Origin of the sequence: Sediminicola sp. YIK13 (assembly GCF_001430825.1) — a bacterium.
Taxonomy (GTDB): Bacteria; Bacteroidota; Bacteroidia; order Flavobacteriales; family Flavobacteriaceae; genus Sediminicola.
In genome coordinates this window covers 3,058,779-3,074,643 of sequence record NZ_CP010535.1, presented here as the reverse complement: position 1 = coordinate 3,074,643, position 15,865 = coordinate 3,058,779, and the positions used below count along the sequence as shown (strand labels likewise).

14 protein-coding genes are annotated in these 15,865 nt (G+C 40.2%); 7 read left to right on the top strand and 7 right to left on the bottom strand.

Features of this window, described 5'->3' with window-relative positions:
* Nucleotides 1-62: 62 nt before the first annotated feature.
* Nucleotides 63-2,903, bottom strand: a complete 2,841-nt coding sequence (gene leuS, locus SB49_RS13730; RefSeq protein WP_062057576.1) for a leucine--tRNA ligase — start codon at nt 2,901-2,903, stop codon at nt 63-65.
* A gap of 218 nt (nt 2,904-3,121) precedes the next feature.
* Here leuS and SB49_RS13725 point away from each other — a divergent pair, with 218 nt between their 5' ends.
* From SB49_RS13725 to SB49_RS13700, 6 genes are all read left to right on the top strand, one after another.
* On the top strand, nt 3,122-5,011 hold the full coding sequence (locus SB49_RS13725) for a T9SS type B sorting domain-containing protein (protein ID WP_082591121.1): 1,890 nt from the start codon (nt 3,122-3,124) through the stop codon (nt 5,009-5,011).
* 107 nt (nt 5,012-5,118) lie between these two features.
* Complete coding sequence (locus tag SB49_RS13720) at nt 5,119-5,997, top strand: cell division protein FtsX (protein ID WP_062057570.1); 879 nt, start codon at nt 5,119-5,121, stop codon at nt 5,995-5,997.
* Nucleotides 5,998-6,006: 9 nt separating this feature from the next.
* On the top strand, nt 6,007-6,270 hold the full coding sequence (locus SB49_RS13715) for a DUF3098 domain-containing protein (protein ID WP_062057567.1): 264 nt from the start codon (nt 6,007-6,009) through the stop codon (nt 6,268-6,270).
* Nucleotides 6,271-6,272: 2 nt separating this feature from the next.
* Entirely contained in the window at nt 6,273-7,058 is a 786-nt protein-coding gene (locus SB49_RS13710; RefSeq protein WP_062057564.1) for an undecaprenyl-diphosphate phosphatase, read from the top strand.
* Complete coding sequence (truB, locus tag SB49_RS13705; RefSeq protein WP_442983568.1) at nt 7,058-7,762, top strand: tRNA pseudouridine(55) synthase TruB; 705 nt, start codon at nt 7,058-7,060, stop codon at nt 7,760-7,762. Before SB49_RS13710 ends, truB begins: the two co-directional genes overlap by 1 nt.
* 71 nt (nt 7,763-7,833) lie before the next feature.
* The gene (locus SB49_RS13700) at nt 7,834-8,562 is read left to right on the top strand and encodes a hypothetical protein (protein WP_062057558.1); all 729 of its coding nucleotides are present in this window, start codon (nt 7,834-7,836) and stop codon (nt 8,560-8,562) included.
* On the opposite strand, the gene SB49_RS13695 is transcribed toward SB49_RS13700, so the two are convergent.
* From SB49_RS13695 to SB49_RS13670, 6 genes are all read right to left on the bottom strand, one after another.
* A complete protein-coding gene (locus SB49_RS13695) occupies nt 8,545-9,171 on the bottom strand; it encodes a thioredoxin family protein (RefSeq protein WP_062057555.1) in 627 nt (208 codons plus the stop codon). The genes SB49_RS13700 and SB49_RS13695 overlap by 18 nt on opposite strands.
* Before the next feature lie 82 nt (nt 9,172-9,253).
* Entirely contained in the window at nt 9,254-10,183 is a 930-nt protein-coding gene (locus SB49_RS13690; RefSeq protein WP_062057553.1) for a YitT family protein, read from the bottom strand.
* A 74-nt stretch (nt 10,184-10,257) separates the two neighbouring features.
* The gene (locus tag SB49_RS13685; protein WP_062057550.1) at nt 10,258-11,661 is read right to left on the bottom strand and encodes a TolC family protein; all 1,404 of its coding nucleotides are present in this window, start codon (nt 11,659-11,661) and stop codon (nt 10,258-10,260) included.
* Nucleotides 11,661-13,010 carry an HlyD family secretion protein gene (locus SB49_RS13680; protein ID WP_062057547.1) on the bottom strand — a complete coding sequence of 450 codons (1,350 nt, stop codon included), beginning with the start codon at nt 13,008-13,010 and terminating at the stop codon, nt 11,661-11,663. The genes SB49_RS13685 and SB49_RS13680 overlap by 1 nt, the downstream gene beginning before the upstream one ends.
* 5 nt (nt 13,011-13,015) lie before the next feature.
* Complete coding sequence (locus SB49_RS13675; protein WP_062057544.1) at nt 13,016-14,683, bottom strand: peptidase domain-containing ABC transporter; 1,668 nt, start codon at nt 14,681-14,683, stop codon at nt 13,016-13,018.
* Nucleotides 14,676-15,362 (bottom strand): TetR/AcrR family transcriptional regulator, encoded by a 687-nt coding sequence (locus SB49_RS13670; RefSeq protein WP_062057541.1) that lies wholly within the window; start codon nt 15,360-15,362, stop codon nt 14,676-14,678. Before SB49_RS13670 ends, SB49_RS13675 begins: the two co-directional genes overlap by 8 nt.
* A gap of 139 nt (nt 15,363-15,501) precedes the next feature.
* Between SB49_RS13670 and SB49_RS13665 the strand changes: the two genes are divergently transcribed.
* Nucleotides 15,502-15,858, top strand: a complete 357-nt coding sequence (locus SB49_RS13665; RefSeq protein WP_145758397.1) for a hypothetical protein — start codon at nt 15,502-15,504, stop codon at nt 15,856-15,858.
* Nucleotides 15,859-15,865 lie beyond the last annotated feature (7 nt).

Sequence of the window (15,865 nt, the reverse complement as noted above, 5' to 3'; positions counted from 1 at the left end):
CGAAAAAGCCAATGGGTAGCAGATTTACATTTAAAAAGTTGTAGGCACTTAAAGATAGTATACTATCCTACAACGTTTACAATTTTCCCGGGAACCACAATCACTTTCTTAGGAGTGCGGCCCTGTAGTTGTTCTTGTGTTTTTTTATGGGCCATAACGGCTGACTCAATATCTGCTGCCGACATATCTGCGGGAAGCTCCATTTTAAAACGCATTTTTCCGTTGAAGGAGATCGGGTATTCCTTGCTGCTCTCCACCAAGTATTTTCCTTCATATTTTGGAAATTCTGCAGTTGCTATAGAAGTTTTGTGTCCCAATTTACTCCATAATTCCTCCGCTATATGGGGGGCATAGGGAGAAACCAAAATTGCCAAAGGCTCTAAGATGGACTTGCTGGTACACTTTTGAGTAGATAACTCATTAACACAGATCATAAAACTGGATACAGAAGTGTTGAAAGAGAAATTCTCGATATCCTCCTCTACCTTTTTAATAGTCTTGTGCAATGTTTTAAGATTATCCGCGGTAGCCTTATCATCTGTTATGTTGAACACTCCTTCTTCGCCGGAATGATACAGTCGCCACATTTTTTTCAAAAAGCTGTGGACACCGGTTATACCGGCCGTATTCCAAGGCTTTGACTGCTCCAAAGGCCCAAGGAACATTTCGTACAAACGCAAGGAATCTGCCCCATAATCTTCGCATATACTATCTGGACTTACCACATTATATTTAGATTTGGACATTTTTTCTACCTCCCTGCCAACAATATAAACACCATCTTCCAAGAGGAATTTAGCTTGCTTTAAGTCGGCATAAAGTGGATTTTCCTTGAACTTTACCAAATCCAACTCATCTGAAGGATTCACCAAGGACACGTCTACATGAAGGGGCTGTACAGATCTGTCTCCTATTAAATTTTTTGATACCAAGGTGTTTTCACCTTCAATCCTATAAATGAAGGCACTGGTACCGGTGATCATCCCCTGATTGATGAGCTTCTTTGCAAATTCTTCTTTGAGAACTACCCCTTTATCAAAAAGAAATTTTTGCCAAAAACGGGAATACAATAAATGCCCTGTGGCATGCTCACTTCCGCCTATATAAAGATCCACATCCTGCCAATACTTAATGGCATCCTGTGAAAATATCTCACTTTCATTATTGGGATCCATATAACGATTAAAATAGAAAGAGCTCCCCGCCCAACCTGGCATGGTATTCAGCTCTAAAGGAAATACGGTCCTATGATCTACCATCTTATTGCTGACCACTGTATGCTCCACCGTGTTCCATGCCCAAGTAGTGGCATTTCCCAAAGGTGGCTCCCCGGTTTCTGTAGGAAGGTATTTTTCAACTTCGGGCAATTCAATGGGCAAATATTTTGACTCGATCATTTGCGGCATTCCTTCCACGTAATATACCGGGAATGGCTCCCCCCAATACCGCTGACGGCTAAATACGGCATCCCGCAATCTATAATTGATCTTCCCTTTACCCTGCTCCAATTTCTCCAATTCATAAATGGCCAACTTAACCGCTTTTTTATAAGGCAGACCGTTTAGGAAATCAGAGTTCGAAATAATGGTCTTTTCTTTATCTGCAAATGCTTCTTCCGAAATATCGATTCCTTCAAAAATATTGGGAATAGGGATATTGAAATGTTTTGCAAAATCATAATCACGCTGATCCCCACAAGGAACGGACATTACCGCTCCTGTTCCATAGCCCGCCAACACATAATCCCCTATCCAAACCGGAACAGGTTCTTTTGTAAACGGATGCGAGGCATAGGCTCCCGTAAAAGCTCCTGAAATGGTCTTTACATCGGCCATACGATCCCGCTCCGAACGTTTTGCAGTAGTTTCAACATAGGCAGCTACTTCTTCTTGCTGTTCTGGGGTTGTAATTAAGGACACCAATTCATGTTCTGGTGCCAAGGTCATAAAACTGGCACCAAAAATTGTATCTGGTCTGGTTGTAAACACCTCAATGGGGTATGACTTCTTTACATCCCCTGAAGGAATTGTATGAAAGGTAACCGAAGCTCCTTCCGAACGGCCGATCCAATTTACCTGGGAATCTTTTAAAGGCTGTGGCCAATCCACTTTTTGCAAATCGTCCAACAAGCGTTGGGCATATGCAGATATCCTCATACTCCACTGGGTCATCTTTTTACGGATCACAGTGTGTCCACCACGCTCAGAAACCCCATTGACAATTTCGTCATTGGCCAAAACGGTCCCCAGGGCAGGGCACCAATTGACTTCCGTTTCCGCCAAATAGGTAAGCCTATACTGCAATAAAATTTCCTGTTTCTTCTTTGGTGTAAAAGCTTTCCATTGAGATGCTGTGAAAGCATCCACATCTTCATCGCATACTGCATTTACGCCCTTATTACCATCTTGCTTAAATATGGCAATCAATGTATCGATATCTTCTGCCTTATCTGCTTGTTTGTTATACCAAGAGTTAAAAAGTTGGATAAAAATCCACTGTGTCCATTTATAATAATTTGGATCAGAGGTGCGCACTTCCCTGCTCCAATCGAACGAAAACCCTATTTTATCCAATTGCTCCCTGTACCTCTTAATATTGGCAGCTGTGGTAATGGCCGGATGCTGTCCCGTCTGAATGGCATATTGCTCTGCAGGCAACCCAAAAGAATCATATCCCATGGGGTGCAAAACGTTGAAGCCCTTATGTCTTTTGTACCGGGCATATATATCACTGGCTATGTAACCTAGAGGATGTCCTACATGTAACCCGGCACCAGATGGGTAAGGAAACATATCCAACACATAATATTTTGGTTTATCAGAGTTGTTTTGCGCTTCAAAAGTGCCTTTTTCGGCCCATTCTTTCTGCCATTTATCCTCAATCTGTCTGAAATCGTAGCTCATATCAAAATATTTCTATAGTCCTGCCGTTTTACAGTAGCAACAGTATGGTATATCGGGCAAAAATAAGTTTAATCATTGAAAGGGGAAAAGATATTATCAAATTACAAAAGGGAGATCAAAACCAATATTGAAATATTCTATTGAATATGATGGTTTTCTGAAATTTTAATATGCTAAACCGCCCGAAGAAATATTACGTTGATTAAAATACACACTAGGTGAAAAAAAGGAATATCCAACGACATATGCTGCTATTGTTCTTAGTCGGCTTTTGCAGTATCCAGCTACAGGCCCAATTGGGGTTTTGCCCTGGCAGTTCGGGTGATCCTATCTTTGAGGAGAATTTTGGAACCGGAACAACCAATGGTCCGCAATTACCGGCGGGAACCACCACCTATACCTATACCTCCGGGGCACCCGACGATGGATTTTACACCCTTTCCAGCAGAACCAATTACTTTAGCTGGCACGACACTCAAGATCATACTCCCAATGACACAGATGGCAAAGCCCTTATAATAAATGCTGATATTAATGCTGGGGAGTTTTTCCGATATAGGGTAGATGTTCTTTGTGAGAACACCACCTATGAATTTTCTTCTTGGCTGCTAAACCTACTACCCCTTTCGGGTTGCCTGAATGCAGGTATTCCTGTGAATGTAGATTTTGAGATTTGGGACGATACTGACACACTATTATTGGCATCTGGGAATACAGGGGATATAACTGGAACCACCTCTCCACAATGGAATCAATATGGATTGGTTTTTCAAACAGAACCTGGACAGACGTCCGTAATTCTAAAAATGATCAACAATTCGCCAGGAGGATGTGGAAATGATCTCGCCATTGACGATATTGTATTTAGAACCTGTGGGGATTTAGTTGAAATTACAGACTTAATGAACGAAACTGAGATATCGGTTTGTGAGGCAGATGCCCCGGTAACCATCACAGAATTGAATGCCACTCCTGATTTTTCAGTTTATAGCACCCATGCTTTCCAATGGCAATCCTCAACCTCCAGCAGTAATTGGACAGATATTCTAGGAGAGACAAATCCTACCTTTGCCCCAGGCCCCATTTCCAACACAACCTTTTATAGGGTAAAAGTAGCGGAAGATCCTATCAACCTCAGCAGCCCACTTTGTAGTTCTGTCTCTGAGGTATTTAGCGTACTCGTGGTCAACACCCCTTCAGCCCCTACCAAAATAGAAGATGTAATGGCTTGCTCCAACGACCCCACTCCTCTGGAAGTAAGCACCCTCTTTGGAATAAAGGTCAATTGGTACGATGCTCCCTCAGGTGGCAACCTACTTTTAGCGGATAGCCACACCTACCAACCTACCAGCGCCGGCACCTATTATGCGGAGGCGGAAACCACCGTGGCCGGATGCATCTCTGACACACGAACAGCTGTTTCCATTTCCTTCTACGAATTACCGGAGGTAGAAGATGAAACCGTAGCATTTTGTGAAAATTCCCAGACCACACTATATGCAAATTATATGGGTACGGATACGGTAACCTATGAATGGAACACTGGAGAAACCACCTCCCAAATTACGGTGGCTGCGCCGGGTACCTATACTGTTGGGGTCACCAATTCCGACGGATGCACCAATGTGAAGACCGTTACTTTGGAACAAGTAGATGCCCCTATCATTTCCAATATAACCTCTGATGAATTTTCCATCATAGTGTCGACCACTTTTTCTGGGGATTTTGAATATTCCCTCAATGGCACGGATTATCAAGATAGTTCGGAATTCATGAACACTCAGGGCGGCCGATATACCGTATATGCCAGGGAAAAAAATGGATGTGGGGAAGTTTCCATGTCCTATACCCATTTTGTAATCCCAAAATTCTTTACTCCAAATGGGGACCCTTACAACAATACCTTTGATCTTGTTGGCATAGAAAATTACAGCTCCTCCAGTGTCAACATCTTTGACCGTTACGGAAAGCTCTTAAAAAATTCTAGAAACTCCCCCTTTTCTTGGGACGGTACCTTTAACAGTAGAGAATTGCCCTCGGGGGATTATTGGTATATCATACAGATAGAGGACACGACCTTTAAGGGGCACTTTTCCTTGAAAAGATAACCTCCCAATACGCCTCTATAATTTCTTTCATTAAAATACCTCGGAAAACCTTAAGGGCCATTTCATATTCAATTTACTTTATTACTTTTACGTCATGATTTTTCGCTATGAGCAAATCTTTTGAACGCTATCAAAAAAGAAAACTGATCTCCTCTTATTTCTCCGTGGTACTTAGCATAGGCCTTGTACTATTTTTACTGGGAATTCTGGGCCTTTTGGTATTGAATACCAAAAAAATGGGAGATCATTTCAAAGAACAGATATCCATTTCTGTCTTTTTAAAGGACAGTGCAAAGCCTGTTGAAGTAGACCAACTACAAAAAAGTTTGGCCTTGGCAGAATACACCCGATCTGCAACCTACGTTTCCAAAGAGGAGGCCGCGGAACAGCACAGTGAGGAAATTGGTGAAAATTTTATCGAATTTTTAGGCTACAACCCTTTAAAGAACTCTATTGACGTAAAGCTGAAAGCAGATTTTGTCTCCTCAGAGCAAATAGAGGAAATTGCTTCCAACCTAGCTGCCAAGGGTTATGTGGAAGAAGTCAGTTACGACCAACCTTTGATCACCCTATTGAACGAAAACGTAAAACGCATTAGCTTTTGGATTTTAGTGGCAAGTGCCATCTTTACCTTTATTGCGGTATTACTGATCAATAGTTCTATCCGTTTATCCATATATTCCAAAAGATTTATCATTAAAACCATGCAAATGGTGGGCGCTACCAAGAAATTTATTCGACGCCCGTTTATCTACACCAATATTAAATTAGGAATGTTGGGTGCATTCTTGGCATTGCTAGCCTTGGGCGGCACCCTTTACTACGTAAACGATCAATTTCCCGAACTGAATCTTATAGATGATCCTCTTGTCCTAGGCTTTTTATTTGTCGGGGTTTTTCTTTTGGGAGTGCTTATATCCGTTTTGAGTACCTTTTTTGCCACACAGCGTTTTTTAAATCTTAGGACAGACGATTTATATTACTAAATTTGCGGTATGAAGAAAAACAGCACGAATCAGAACCAAGGTCCGAAACCTGAATTTATATTTCAAAAAAAGAACTATCTTTTTATGTTCATCGGCTTGGCCTGTATGGCGTTGGGATTTATCTTAATGAGCGGAGGAGGTAGTGACGACCCCACTGTTTTTAACCCAGAGATATACAACTTCAGGAGAATCCGTTTGGCCCCTACCTTGGTGCTATTGGGACTGGGCATTGAGATCTACGCCATTTTGTTGAACCCCCACAAGAAAAAATAAATTTGGACTTACTACAAGCTATTATACTTGCCATCATTGAAGGCATTACCGAGTATTTACCGGTGTCATCAACAGGGCACATGATTATCGCATCCTCCTTTTTTGGAATTGCACAGGATGATTTTACCAAATTGTTCACAATAGTCATCCAACTGGGGACCATCCTTTCCGTGGTAGTCCTTTATTTTAAAAGATTTTTTCAAACTTTGGATTTTTACTATAAACTATTGGTGGCCTTTATTCCGGCCGTAGTTTTCGGATTGTTGTTAAGTGATGTCATTGATTCCTTACTGGAAAATCCGTTGACCGTGGCAGTTTCCTTGGTTCTCGGGGGCTTCATTCTATTAAAGGTTGATGATTGGTTTGGAGATGCCGAAAATACGGAGATCTCCTATCGTACCGCTTTCAGAATTGGACTTTTCCAGTGTTTGGCAATGATACCCGGTGTCTCCAGAAGTGGAGCCAGTATTGTAGGAGGAATGACACAAAAGCTTTCCAGAACTGCGGCAGCTGAATTTTCTTTTTTCTTGGCCCTCCCTACCATGCTGGGGGCCACCCTGAAGAAAAGTTACGACTATTACGATGCAGGCTTTACCCTTACCAGTGATCAGGTCAATTATTTGATCATCGGGAATGTCGTCGGATTTTTAGTGGCACTATTTGCCATTAAAACCTTTATTGGATATTTGAGCAAGCACGGCTTCAAAATGTTTGGCTACTACCGTATCATTGTAGGTTTTGCCATTCTGATCATCCATTTTTTCATTAGACCCCTAACCGTGATATAATGACGAAAGAAGATTACTTGGAAGGGCAGATATTGCTGATAGACAAACCGCTCACCTGGACTTCTTTTCAAGCAGTAAACGCCTTAAAATGGGCTATTCGACGCAAATTTGAGCTCAAGAAAATAAAGATTGGCCACGCGGGGACTTTGGACCCTCTTGCAACTGGACTACTATTGGTCTGTACTGGAAAATTTACCAAAAGAATTATCGAATTACAGGGACAGGTAAAAGAATATACGGGTACCATTACCTTAGGTGCCACGACCCCTTCTTATGATCTTGAGACCGAAGTTGACAATACCTATCCCACTGAGCACATCACGGAAGAACTGATTCATCGAACCACAGAACAGTTCATTGGCGAAATTCAACAATTCCCTCCTGTATTTTCCGCTCTAAAAAAAGACGGAAAAAGATTATACGAGTATGCAAGGGAAGGAAAAGAAGTAGAAATACAATCGAGGAGCGTTGAAATTCATAACTTTGAAATAACCAAAATTGAAATGCCCATCATTACATTCCTAGTCGTCTGTAGCAAGGGCACCTATATCAGGTCTTTGGCCAATGATTTTGGCAAAGCATTGGATTCCGGAGGACATCTTTCTTCATTAAGAAGAACCAAAATAGGTGATTTCAACGTAGATAATGCTGTAACACCTCTTGATTTTCAGGATGCACTGCTTCCTGATCGATTGAATACTTAGTGACAAAAGGGTTTAGTCCCACTGTGCGTCAATTATGTAAAATCTAAAAAACCACAAGAGGTATTAGATGTATGAAATTGAATAGAAGTCAACTTTCCTTTTTGATAACGTTCTTTTCCATGTCCCTAATGGTGTTGGCACTGTACAACATTCACTTAGGAGCCAAGGAACAGGAGGAGTATATTATTGAGCTTACCCTGCTTGATGATGAAGAGTTGGAAAAATTACTGGAAGAAGAGAATAAAGCTAATAAGGAATTGGATCAACCTAGTCAAAGCAAAAGTAATCTGGCGGTAAACGAAGCATCAAAACCCAGCTTTGGAAATCCCGAACCTTTAAAGACCTTGGAGGAGCTTAAAGAAGATCTGGAATCATCCTCCACAAGCGATGAAGAAACCGATTTTCTGAATTCTACAACCGGTTATGGTGCCAATCTTCAAAAACTGGCCAAACAACGAGAAGAGGCCAAGCAAAAACTCGGGGAGCTAGAGGCCAAGAAAACAAAAAATACCAGTAATTTCAAAAGAAGCACCACTGTTTCCTATTCCTTGGTGGACCGTAATCATTATGACCTGCCTATCCCGGTTTACACCTGTATTGAGGGAGGAAAAATTGTCATCAACATACTTGTTGATCGCAGTGGCTATGTTATCGAAGCAGAAGTAAATAAAAAAAGCTCCAATACCTTGAACGGATGTCTGGTAGAAAATGCCATCACCTATGCCCTTTTGGCTAGATTTAATCCCAGTGACGTTGATAACCAAAAGGGAACGATTACTTACCTATTCCAAGGAAAGTAAATGCAATAGATCGGACATTGTATTTTTCCCTTTATCCTTGTTGTACCAAACTTGTAGCTCTTCTTTAAATTGTGGTGTAAGTTCACCATGCTCTTTTTTATATTCATGGGCCAATTGTGCAGCCTTACTAGGTCTTGGCCCCCAAGTCCATAAAATATCATTGGAAATAGAATCAATCGCCAACAATTTGGGAATCGATCTGGACCCCTGGGTAAGAAAATGTTGCATTAACTCCATATGCTCATCCCTTTGAATTATTTTAAGGCTAATATTTGGATTTGAAACTGCAAGTTTATTGATGACAGGAATCGTTTGTGCAGCATCTCCACACCAACTTTCAGAAAGGACCAACCATGTCATTTTAAGAGAACTTTTCCCAATCTTGACCTTGATTTCCTCAGGCAACTTTAACATTTTGTCTAAACGCTTCATCCGTTGCTGGTTCAGCTTTGTATAATCTATATACATTTGAGTCTGTTCAAGTCCGGTTGTTCCAGACCTTAGAACCAATTGGTCCATCAACAATCTATATTCACTATAGGATAAAGCCTGGGAGATACCCTTGCTTATCAGTTTTTTAATTGCTTTTTCTTTAATATTATATTCCAATGTTCTCAGTTTAAGACAAAAATAAACGTCTCTATTATTTAGATGATGACAACCATTCCCTAAAACGGGATGCCGTAAATACTTATAAATGCCTCTTCTTTATCATACCACCACGGGTATCATTGATACTGTTCATCACCACAAAGGCATTGGGATCTATCTTGGAGATCTCAATATTTAATTTTCGTATTTCCAATCGGGTAATTACAGTATAAATCACATCGTAATCATTGTGAATACCATTTTTTCCATATCCCCCCTTTGCGCGATATATGGTTAATCCCCTCCCCAATTTTTCTGTTATCATGATTCTCATAGCTTCGCTTTTCAGCGAAATAATGGTAACACCCGTATATTCTTCAATACCATCCACTACAAAATCCAAGGTCTTCGAAGCCGATAAATAGGTCAGCATGGAATAAAGGGCAGTTTCAATAGAGAGCAAGTAAGCAGCTGCCAGAAATATAACTATGTTAATAAGTATAATGATATCCCCAATAGTGGTCCCCATCTTTCTGCTTAAAAAGATGGCCAAAACTTCCGTACCATCCAAAACACCGCCTCCTCTTATGGAAAGTCCTATTCCTGCACCTAAAAAGAAGCCTCCAAAAACGGCTACCAATAATTTATCCTGGGTAATTTCTGGAAAGTGCATCGTGGCCAACACCAGGGCAAGACCTAGTATAGCTAAGGATGCTTTTATGGCGAATGTCTTTCCAATAACCTTGTACCCAAGTATCAGAAAAGGTATGTTCACCACTATAATCAAAAGATATAGTGGCAATATGGTTATTTCCGTAGCCAACAAAGAAATTCCCGTGGCCCCACCATCTATAAATCTGTTGGGTAAAAGAAAACTCTCCAGACCAAATGCGGCAGAAAAAATTCCTATCACTATAAAAAAGGTATCCTTAAAAAAGGAATTGAAGCTTATACGCAGTTTACGGGATCGTTTTAAATAAGCCCCTGCATGACTTAGCACCCTATAACCTTTATTTATTCTTCCGTCCATCTGGTCCAGCTTTTTGATTATACGATGAAATTAGTCTTTTCTTTAAAATTTTTTTAGACAACTCGCCCTACCGTCTACAAGTTTTCCGGATTTACAGCCAAACTGTTGAACAATTTTGCCTTTGTTGTGAAAAATTTATTTTGGACCTGGTTTCGCTTTAGCTCTGAATCTATGAGTTTGCTTTCCCTAGAGTTGATTAAAAATATGGAGCTTTCGCCAAAGCTGAATTTGCGCTCTTCAGCACTTAGCAGTGCTTGGTAATTTTTAACAATATCAGCTATCAATTTATTCTGGATCTCAAAAGATTCCAACTCCCTGTATATGGCAACAATTTTGTTTTTCAACTCAAGTTGGGTATTATCAAATTCGTACTGGGCGTCTTGTAATTTGAATTTTGCCAACTTCAAATCACCCCTTTCCTTTCTAAGAAACAATGGTAACTGAAAATTAATGCCTCCTTTATAATTTTGGGTTTCCAAGGAGTTAATCAACTCTGGGGTCTCAGTTAAAAAATTATACTCCAAATCTATTTTCGGCAACAACTTGTTGGCCTTGAGCCTTTTATTGACCTCCAAACCTTCAATTTTATAAGTAAGGGATTTTAGTTTTGGGTGTTTTTCGATTGAAAAACTATCCAGAGGCATTCCCATAATTTCCAAGGTCGCATCTATATCCCCGTCCAAATTGAAATCTGGCACCACGTTACTTTGTAGCTCAACTGGAATATTATTGTTTAACCAAAGGAAATTAGAAAGCTCCAAGGACTTGTTCATCAACCTTACCTTGGCCTGCTCCAAGCCAAGTGCCCTGTCCTGAACCACAATTTTTGCCTCTACGGTATCAATAGCGGCAATTTCCCCAACACGTGCACTTTTTCTTACCCCCTCAAACCTTATTTGGGCATTGGCGTAAAAGTTATTGAAAATCTCCATTTCATTATAGGCCTGCAACCAATCAAAATAAGCCAAGGAGGCGTTAAAAAGAATTTGATTAATGAGGAGATCACGATCAGCTTTACTCTGCTCGCGAAAAAGCTTTGCCTGCTTTAATGTCGCCATTCTTTCATTGATCCAAAATCCCTGAGCCAGGGAGAAAGATATTCCAGCGCTGTAAAGTCCTTCCTCTGGCACATTATTTTCGGGATTTAAAAAGGACCCCTCATTCTGTTCAAATTTTCCTTTGAGTTCCAAGCCGTACCACGTAGGGATTTTAAAGGCCGCATTGAGCTTGTCATAATAGGTGGTCCCTTTAAAATCCTTCTGATCAAAATCTACCTCAATTTTGGGATCAAAGCCACCCCTTGCACGCATTAGATTTGCTTGGCCAGTAGCCAAGGCCAGCTCTGCCTGTTTTGCAATGGGATGGTATTTTTTTACATATCCTAGATACTCCCTAAATTTCAAAACAAGGGTATCCGGCTCCTGGGCACTTGATAAGAAAAAGGCAAAAAAGACGAAATATAGTATGCTTTTCTTCATTACTTCTTACTATTGGAGGCGTCAGTATTTGGCTGATAATAGTTGGGAGGAAAGCCATTTAATTGACGCCATAGTTCAAACCAGATTGGAACGTCCTCCAACAAGGCCAGTGTATTTGCCCCAGATCCTACGCGAATATCCTTGGGCCAAGGGTGATCTGCCGGATCAGGAGCTAAAAGCACCCTGTATCTGCCATTATCACTGATAAAAGTTTCTATGGCCACGACTTTGCCGCCATAGGTACCATAGGATAAGTTTGGCCATCCGCTAAAAACAATGGCGGGCCACCCATCGAATTGAATTCTAAATTCCTCTCCCAAATGGACCAAGGGAAGGTCTATAGGCTCCACAAAGGTTTCAACAGCCAATTCATAATCAGATGGCATTATACCTACCAAACGGTCCCCCTCTTTGAATGTTTCCCCAATCCCGCCTTGAATAGCCTTATTGATATATCCCGATTGTGGGGCACGGATATAATACATATCGTTCCGCATCTCATAATTGGTATAATCGCTCTCCAGTTTGGATACCTGTGCTTCGGAATCGAACTGATTGGATTGGGCCGTAAACATATCGCTTTGGGCTTTTGAAAGCTTATCGGTATACTCTGCTCGAACCCGGTTTATTTCCATCTCGGAGTTAAGCACTTCATTTATGGTAGCTAAAAGCTTGTTTTCCTGGGAAATCAACTTGGCCTGTGTCTCTTGTAGCTTCAATCGCTTTTCTTCAACATCAGTGACCGCCTTCAAACCTTCCTTTTCCAATTGAACAACCCTTTCATACTGCCTCTGGGCAATACTTATATTGGTTTTCGCGGCCTCTAAATCGATACTATCACTCTTTACCTTTAACCTGGACTGGATCAATTTATTTTCCGCCTGCTTTAATTTTAGTATTCTTTCCTGCATTACGGCACCGATCTGGTTGTTCAGGGCCTTGACCTTTTCTCCATAGGAAGAAACGGCCATGGATTTGGCCTTGATCTGTTGTCCTGTTCTCTGTACCAAATTTGGATCAAAGTACTCGTTTTTGATCTCTGAGATAAATAGGATCGTATCTCCCTTATTTACAAAATCCCCTTCTTGAACATACCACTTTTCAATCCTGCCCGGAATAGGGGATTGGACCGTCTGTGGCCTTTGACCAGGTTTTAGCGTAGTTAGATAACCCAGAGCCCTAATGTTTTGGGTCCAGGGAAGGAATAAAACAATGAAGGCAAAAATAGCAGAAACTAGTAAAAACCTGTTAAAGTGCTTATAGTGCCTTTTGTGGAAAACCCGTGTGCCAGATTTATACCCTGTTAGATCTACTTTCTTATTCAGCTCGTTTTTAGCAATATTCAGCATAGCTCCTAGTTTACACTTTTAATTTTACCTTCTTCTATCACAATCTTTCTATCGCAACGGCTCAACCAATTTGGATCTTGGCTGACAACTACCAAAGCCCATGGCCTATCTTTAGCAGTTAAAAAATCCATGATTTCAATAGCCTCTGACGCATTCAACTGGTCAAGAGGATCTTTTAATATCAATAGCTTAGGCTTTCTTACAATACTTCTTGCCAAGACAATTTTCTTGGATATGGTGTAGGGGATTTGTTGCCCTTCTGGGTATAAAAAGGTATTTATTCCTTTTGGTTGTTCCTTTACAAAGGACAACAGTCCGGCTTTTTCTATGGCCCAATTCAGATCTTTTTGCTGGACACTTTTATCCCCAAAGGTAATATTGTTAAATATTGTGCCTTCAAACGGACTTTCCTCTGTAAGGGATTGCCCTAAAAATGACCTGTAATGGTTGGGTACTATGTTTTCCAAGGAAATGTCATTTACAAAAATAGCTCCTTCGGTTGGTGTTAATAACCCTGAGATTAGGCGTAGTAATGTAGATTTACCAGAGCTATTGGGTCCAACAATGATCGTTGAAGTATTCGGAAGAATCTTTAATGAAAGCTCATTTATAATTTTTCTGTTACTTCCAACCACACTGTAGGAGACGTTGTCCAATTCAACGGTCAATTCCATTTCAGGGGTCAAGGGGGTCTCCCCTTCCTGTGACTCCAACTCCTTGTCCACAACCTGTCCTAATTTTTCTATAGAGGTTAATAGATCATATATGGTTTCCAATCCCCGAATCAATTTTTCCACGGAATTGATCACCAATAAAATGATAATTTCTGCCGCTACAAATTGCCCAATATTCATTTCTTGGTTTAGAACCAACAGACCACCTATCAGCAATAAACCACCTGTTACCAAAACCTTAAAGCCAATCATCTGGATAAACTGTATTACCAAGATCCTAAAGTGATTTTCCCTTGCTTCCAAGTATTCTGCAACCAGCTCATCGTTTTTTATAAGCGCATGGCTGGTCCTCCCCGAGAGCTTAAAGCTCACAAGTGATCTAGCTATTTCCTGTATCCAATGAGCTACTTTGTACTTGTTTTTTGATTCCTCCAAACTAGTGTCCATCCCTTTTTGCGCAGTGAACTTAAAAACCACATAAATCAACAATAACAGTAACAGCCCATAAAGGATAAAGAAGGGGTGATAGAAAGAAAGAAGTATCAACCCAAATAATATCTGTAAAATTGCCGCGGGAAAATCCAATAGGACCTTGGAAAGGCCTTTTTGAACATTTAAAGTATCAAAGAAGCGGTTGGCCAATTCCGGCGGGTAGTAATCCCGTAATTCGCTCATTTTTATTTTTGGGAAGCGATATGCAAATTCAAAGGAAGCCCTGGTAAATATTTTTTGCTGTATGTTTTCAATGATCCTAATCTGCATCAGCTGTAATATACCGGCAAATGCCACACCTCCCGTGACCAGAACTACCAAAATTATCCATGCGGTACTAATTTGAGCCCCTTGGATCAAATTTATGATCGCCTGAATACCTAGCGGAAGGGAAAGATTTACAAAGCCAGCAAAGATGGCGTAATAAAATGTCTGCAGAATATCCCTCTTATCCAACTTTAACAACCCCATTAACCGCTGCCAGGCGGTTTCAACATTTTTAGCCATTTTTTTTAATATTTAAAGAGTTAAAAACCAAATCGGTGAAATAAAGGGTTACCGAACTTGGTTCTTTACATTCGGTCAAGGAGGTAAAGTGGTCTCTAAGAAAATATTGATGTAGGGACCCTTCCAATAAGGTACTTGCAAGGCTGGTAGGAAAAGAATATTCCGGATTAACCATTTTTATCATTTCGCTCAATCGATCTGCAAGCCTTTTATAAATAGTAAAGTATCCCTCTTTATTTTCCTTATCCACTTCCTTTGTCAAATAAGACTTAGAATACTCATTGATGATGATTTTATTTAATAGGACCTCATTGATATAGGTAAAGGAGGAATCCTCTTCAATTTCCATGGTTACTATCTCGATTGCTTTTTTAAGTTTGTGGGTATTGTCCTGAATACTGTTGGTTGAAAACACCAATTGATACTCCAACCATCCCCAATACCAAGAGGTCAGGTACAATAGCAGTTTGTGCTTGTTTTCGAAATATCGGTATATAGAACTTTCGTTGGATCCTATCTGGACACCCAACTTTTTAAATGTAAAATCTTCAAAACCCAATTCATGAATCATAAGAATTCCATGCTCTATAATCTTCTTACCAAGATCTGAAGATTGTGGGTCTTTTTTATAGATTTTTTCGTTAATCTCAATTTTTATGGATCGTAATAACCTGTCCATGCGATATTTTTAGAATATATTCCGACAAATATAATAGTATTACTATCTTAGGGTAATATATTAACTACTATTTAACATTAGTAATACTTGCCTTATATGAAAAAATAAATAATTTAGCCTTGTAAAAAATTAAAAGATCATGAGGACATTTTTATTTGCAATATTCTTATTCTGCAGCACTAACGCCGCAATGGCTCAGAAAAATGATATCCAAATTTCAAAAGGATCTATTTATAAAATAAGTGAGCCCACGGGTCATACTTATAAACATATAGATTTCCCAAGAAGGAATATTATTATAAAAAGAGGTGCTATTGCCAACTACAATTCCCTTGTTGGCATGGATATAGTTGTGAAGGAACTGATAATGAATGCAGACGGATCTACCACTGCGATTATTGCTCGGAAGGATGGGCGTCCATTTTTTAGGTTCTATCCTACTGTGGAGGCCAATCTGGAGAAGGCCTTGGCTATTGGGGAATTAAAAAAATCCTAATCAAATA

Coding starts and splice junctions, on each gene's coding strand:
- leuS (WP_062057576.1), bottom strand. CDS start 2,903: ATGAGCTACGATTTCAGACAGATTGAGGATAAATGGCAGAAAGAATGG.
- SB49_RS13720 (WP_062057570.1), top strand. CDS start 5,119: ATGAGCAAATCTTTTGAACGCTATCAAAAAAGAAAACTGATCTCCTCT.
- SB49_RS13715 (WP_062057567.1), top strand. CDS start 6,007: ATGAAGAAAAACAGCACGAATCAGAACCAAGGTCCGAAACCTGAATTT.
- truB (WP_442983568.1), top strand. CDS start 7,058: ATGACGAAAGAAGATTACTTGGAAGGGCAGATATTGCTGATAGACAAA.
- SB49_RS13700 (WP_062057558.1), top strand. CDS start 7,834: ATGAAATTGAATAGAAGTCAACTTTCCTTTTTGATAACGTTCTTTTCC.
- SB49_RS13690 (WP_062057553.1), bottom strand. CDS start 10,183: ATGGACGGAAGAATAAATAAAGGTTATAGGGTGCTAAGTCATGCAGGG.
- SB49_RS13685 (WP_062057550.1), bottom strand. CDS start 11,661: ATGAAGAAAAGCATACTATATTTCGTCTTTTTTGCCTTTTTCTTATCA.
- SB49_RS13680 (WP_062057547.1), bottom strand. CDS start 13,010: ATGCTGAATATTGCTAAAAACGAGCTGAATAAGAAAGTAGATCTAACA.
- SB49_RS13675 (WP_062057544.1), bottom strand. CDS start 14,683: ATGGCTAAAAATGTTGAAACCGCCTGGCAGCGGTTAATGGGGTTGTTA.
- SB49_RS13670 (WP_062057541.1), bottom strand. CDS start 15,362: ATGGACAGGTTATTACGATCCATAAAAATTGAGATTAACGAAAAAATC.
- SB49_RS13665 (WP_145758397.1), top strand. CDS start 15,502: ATGAGGACATTTTTATTTGCAATATTCTTATTCTGCAGCACTAACGCC.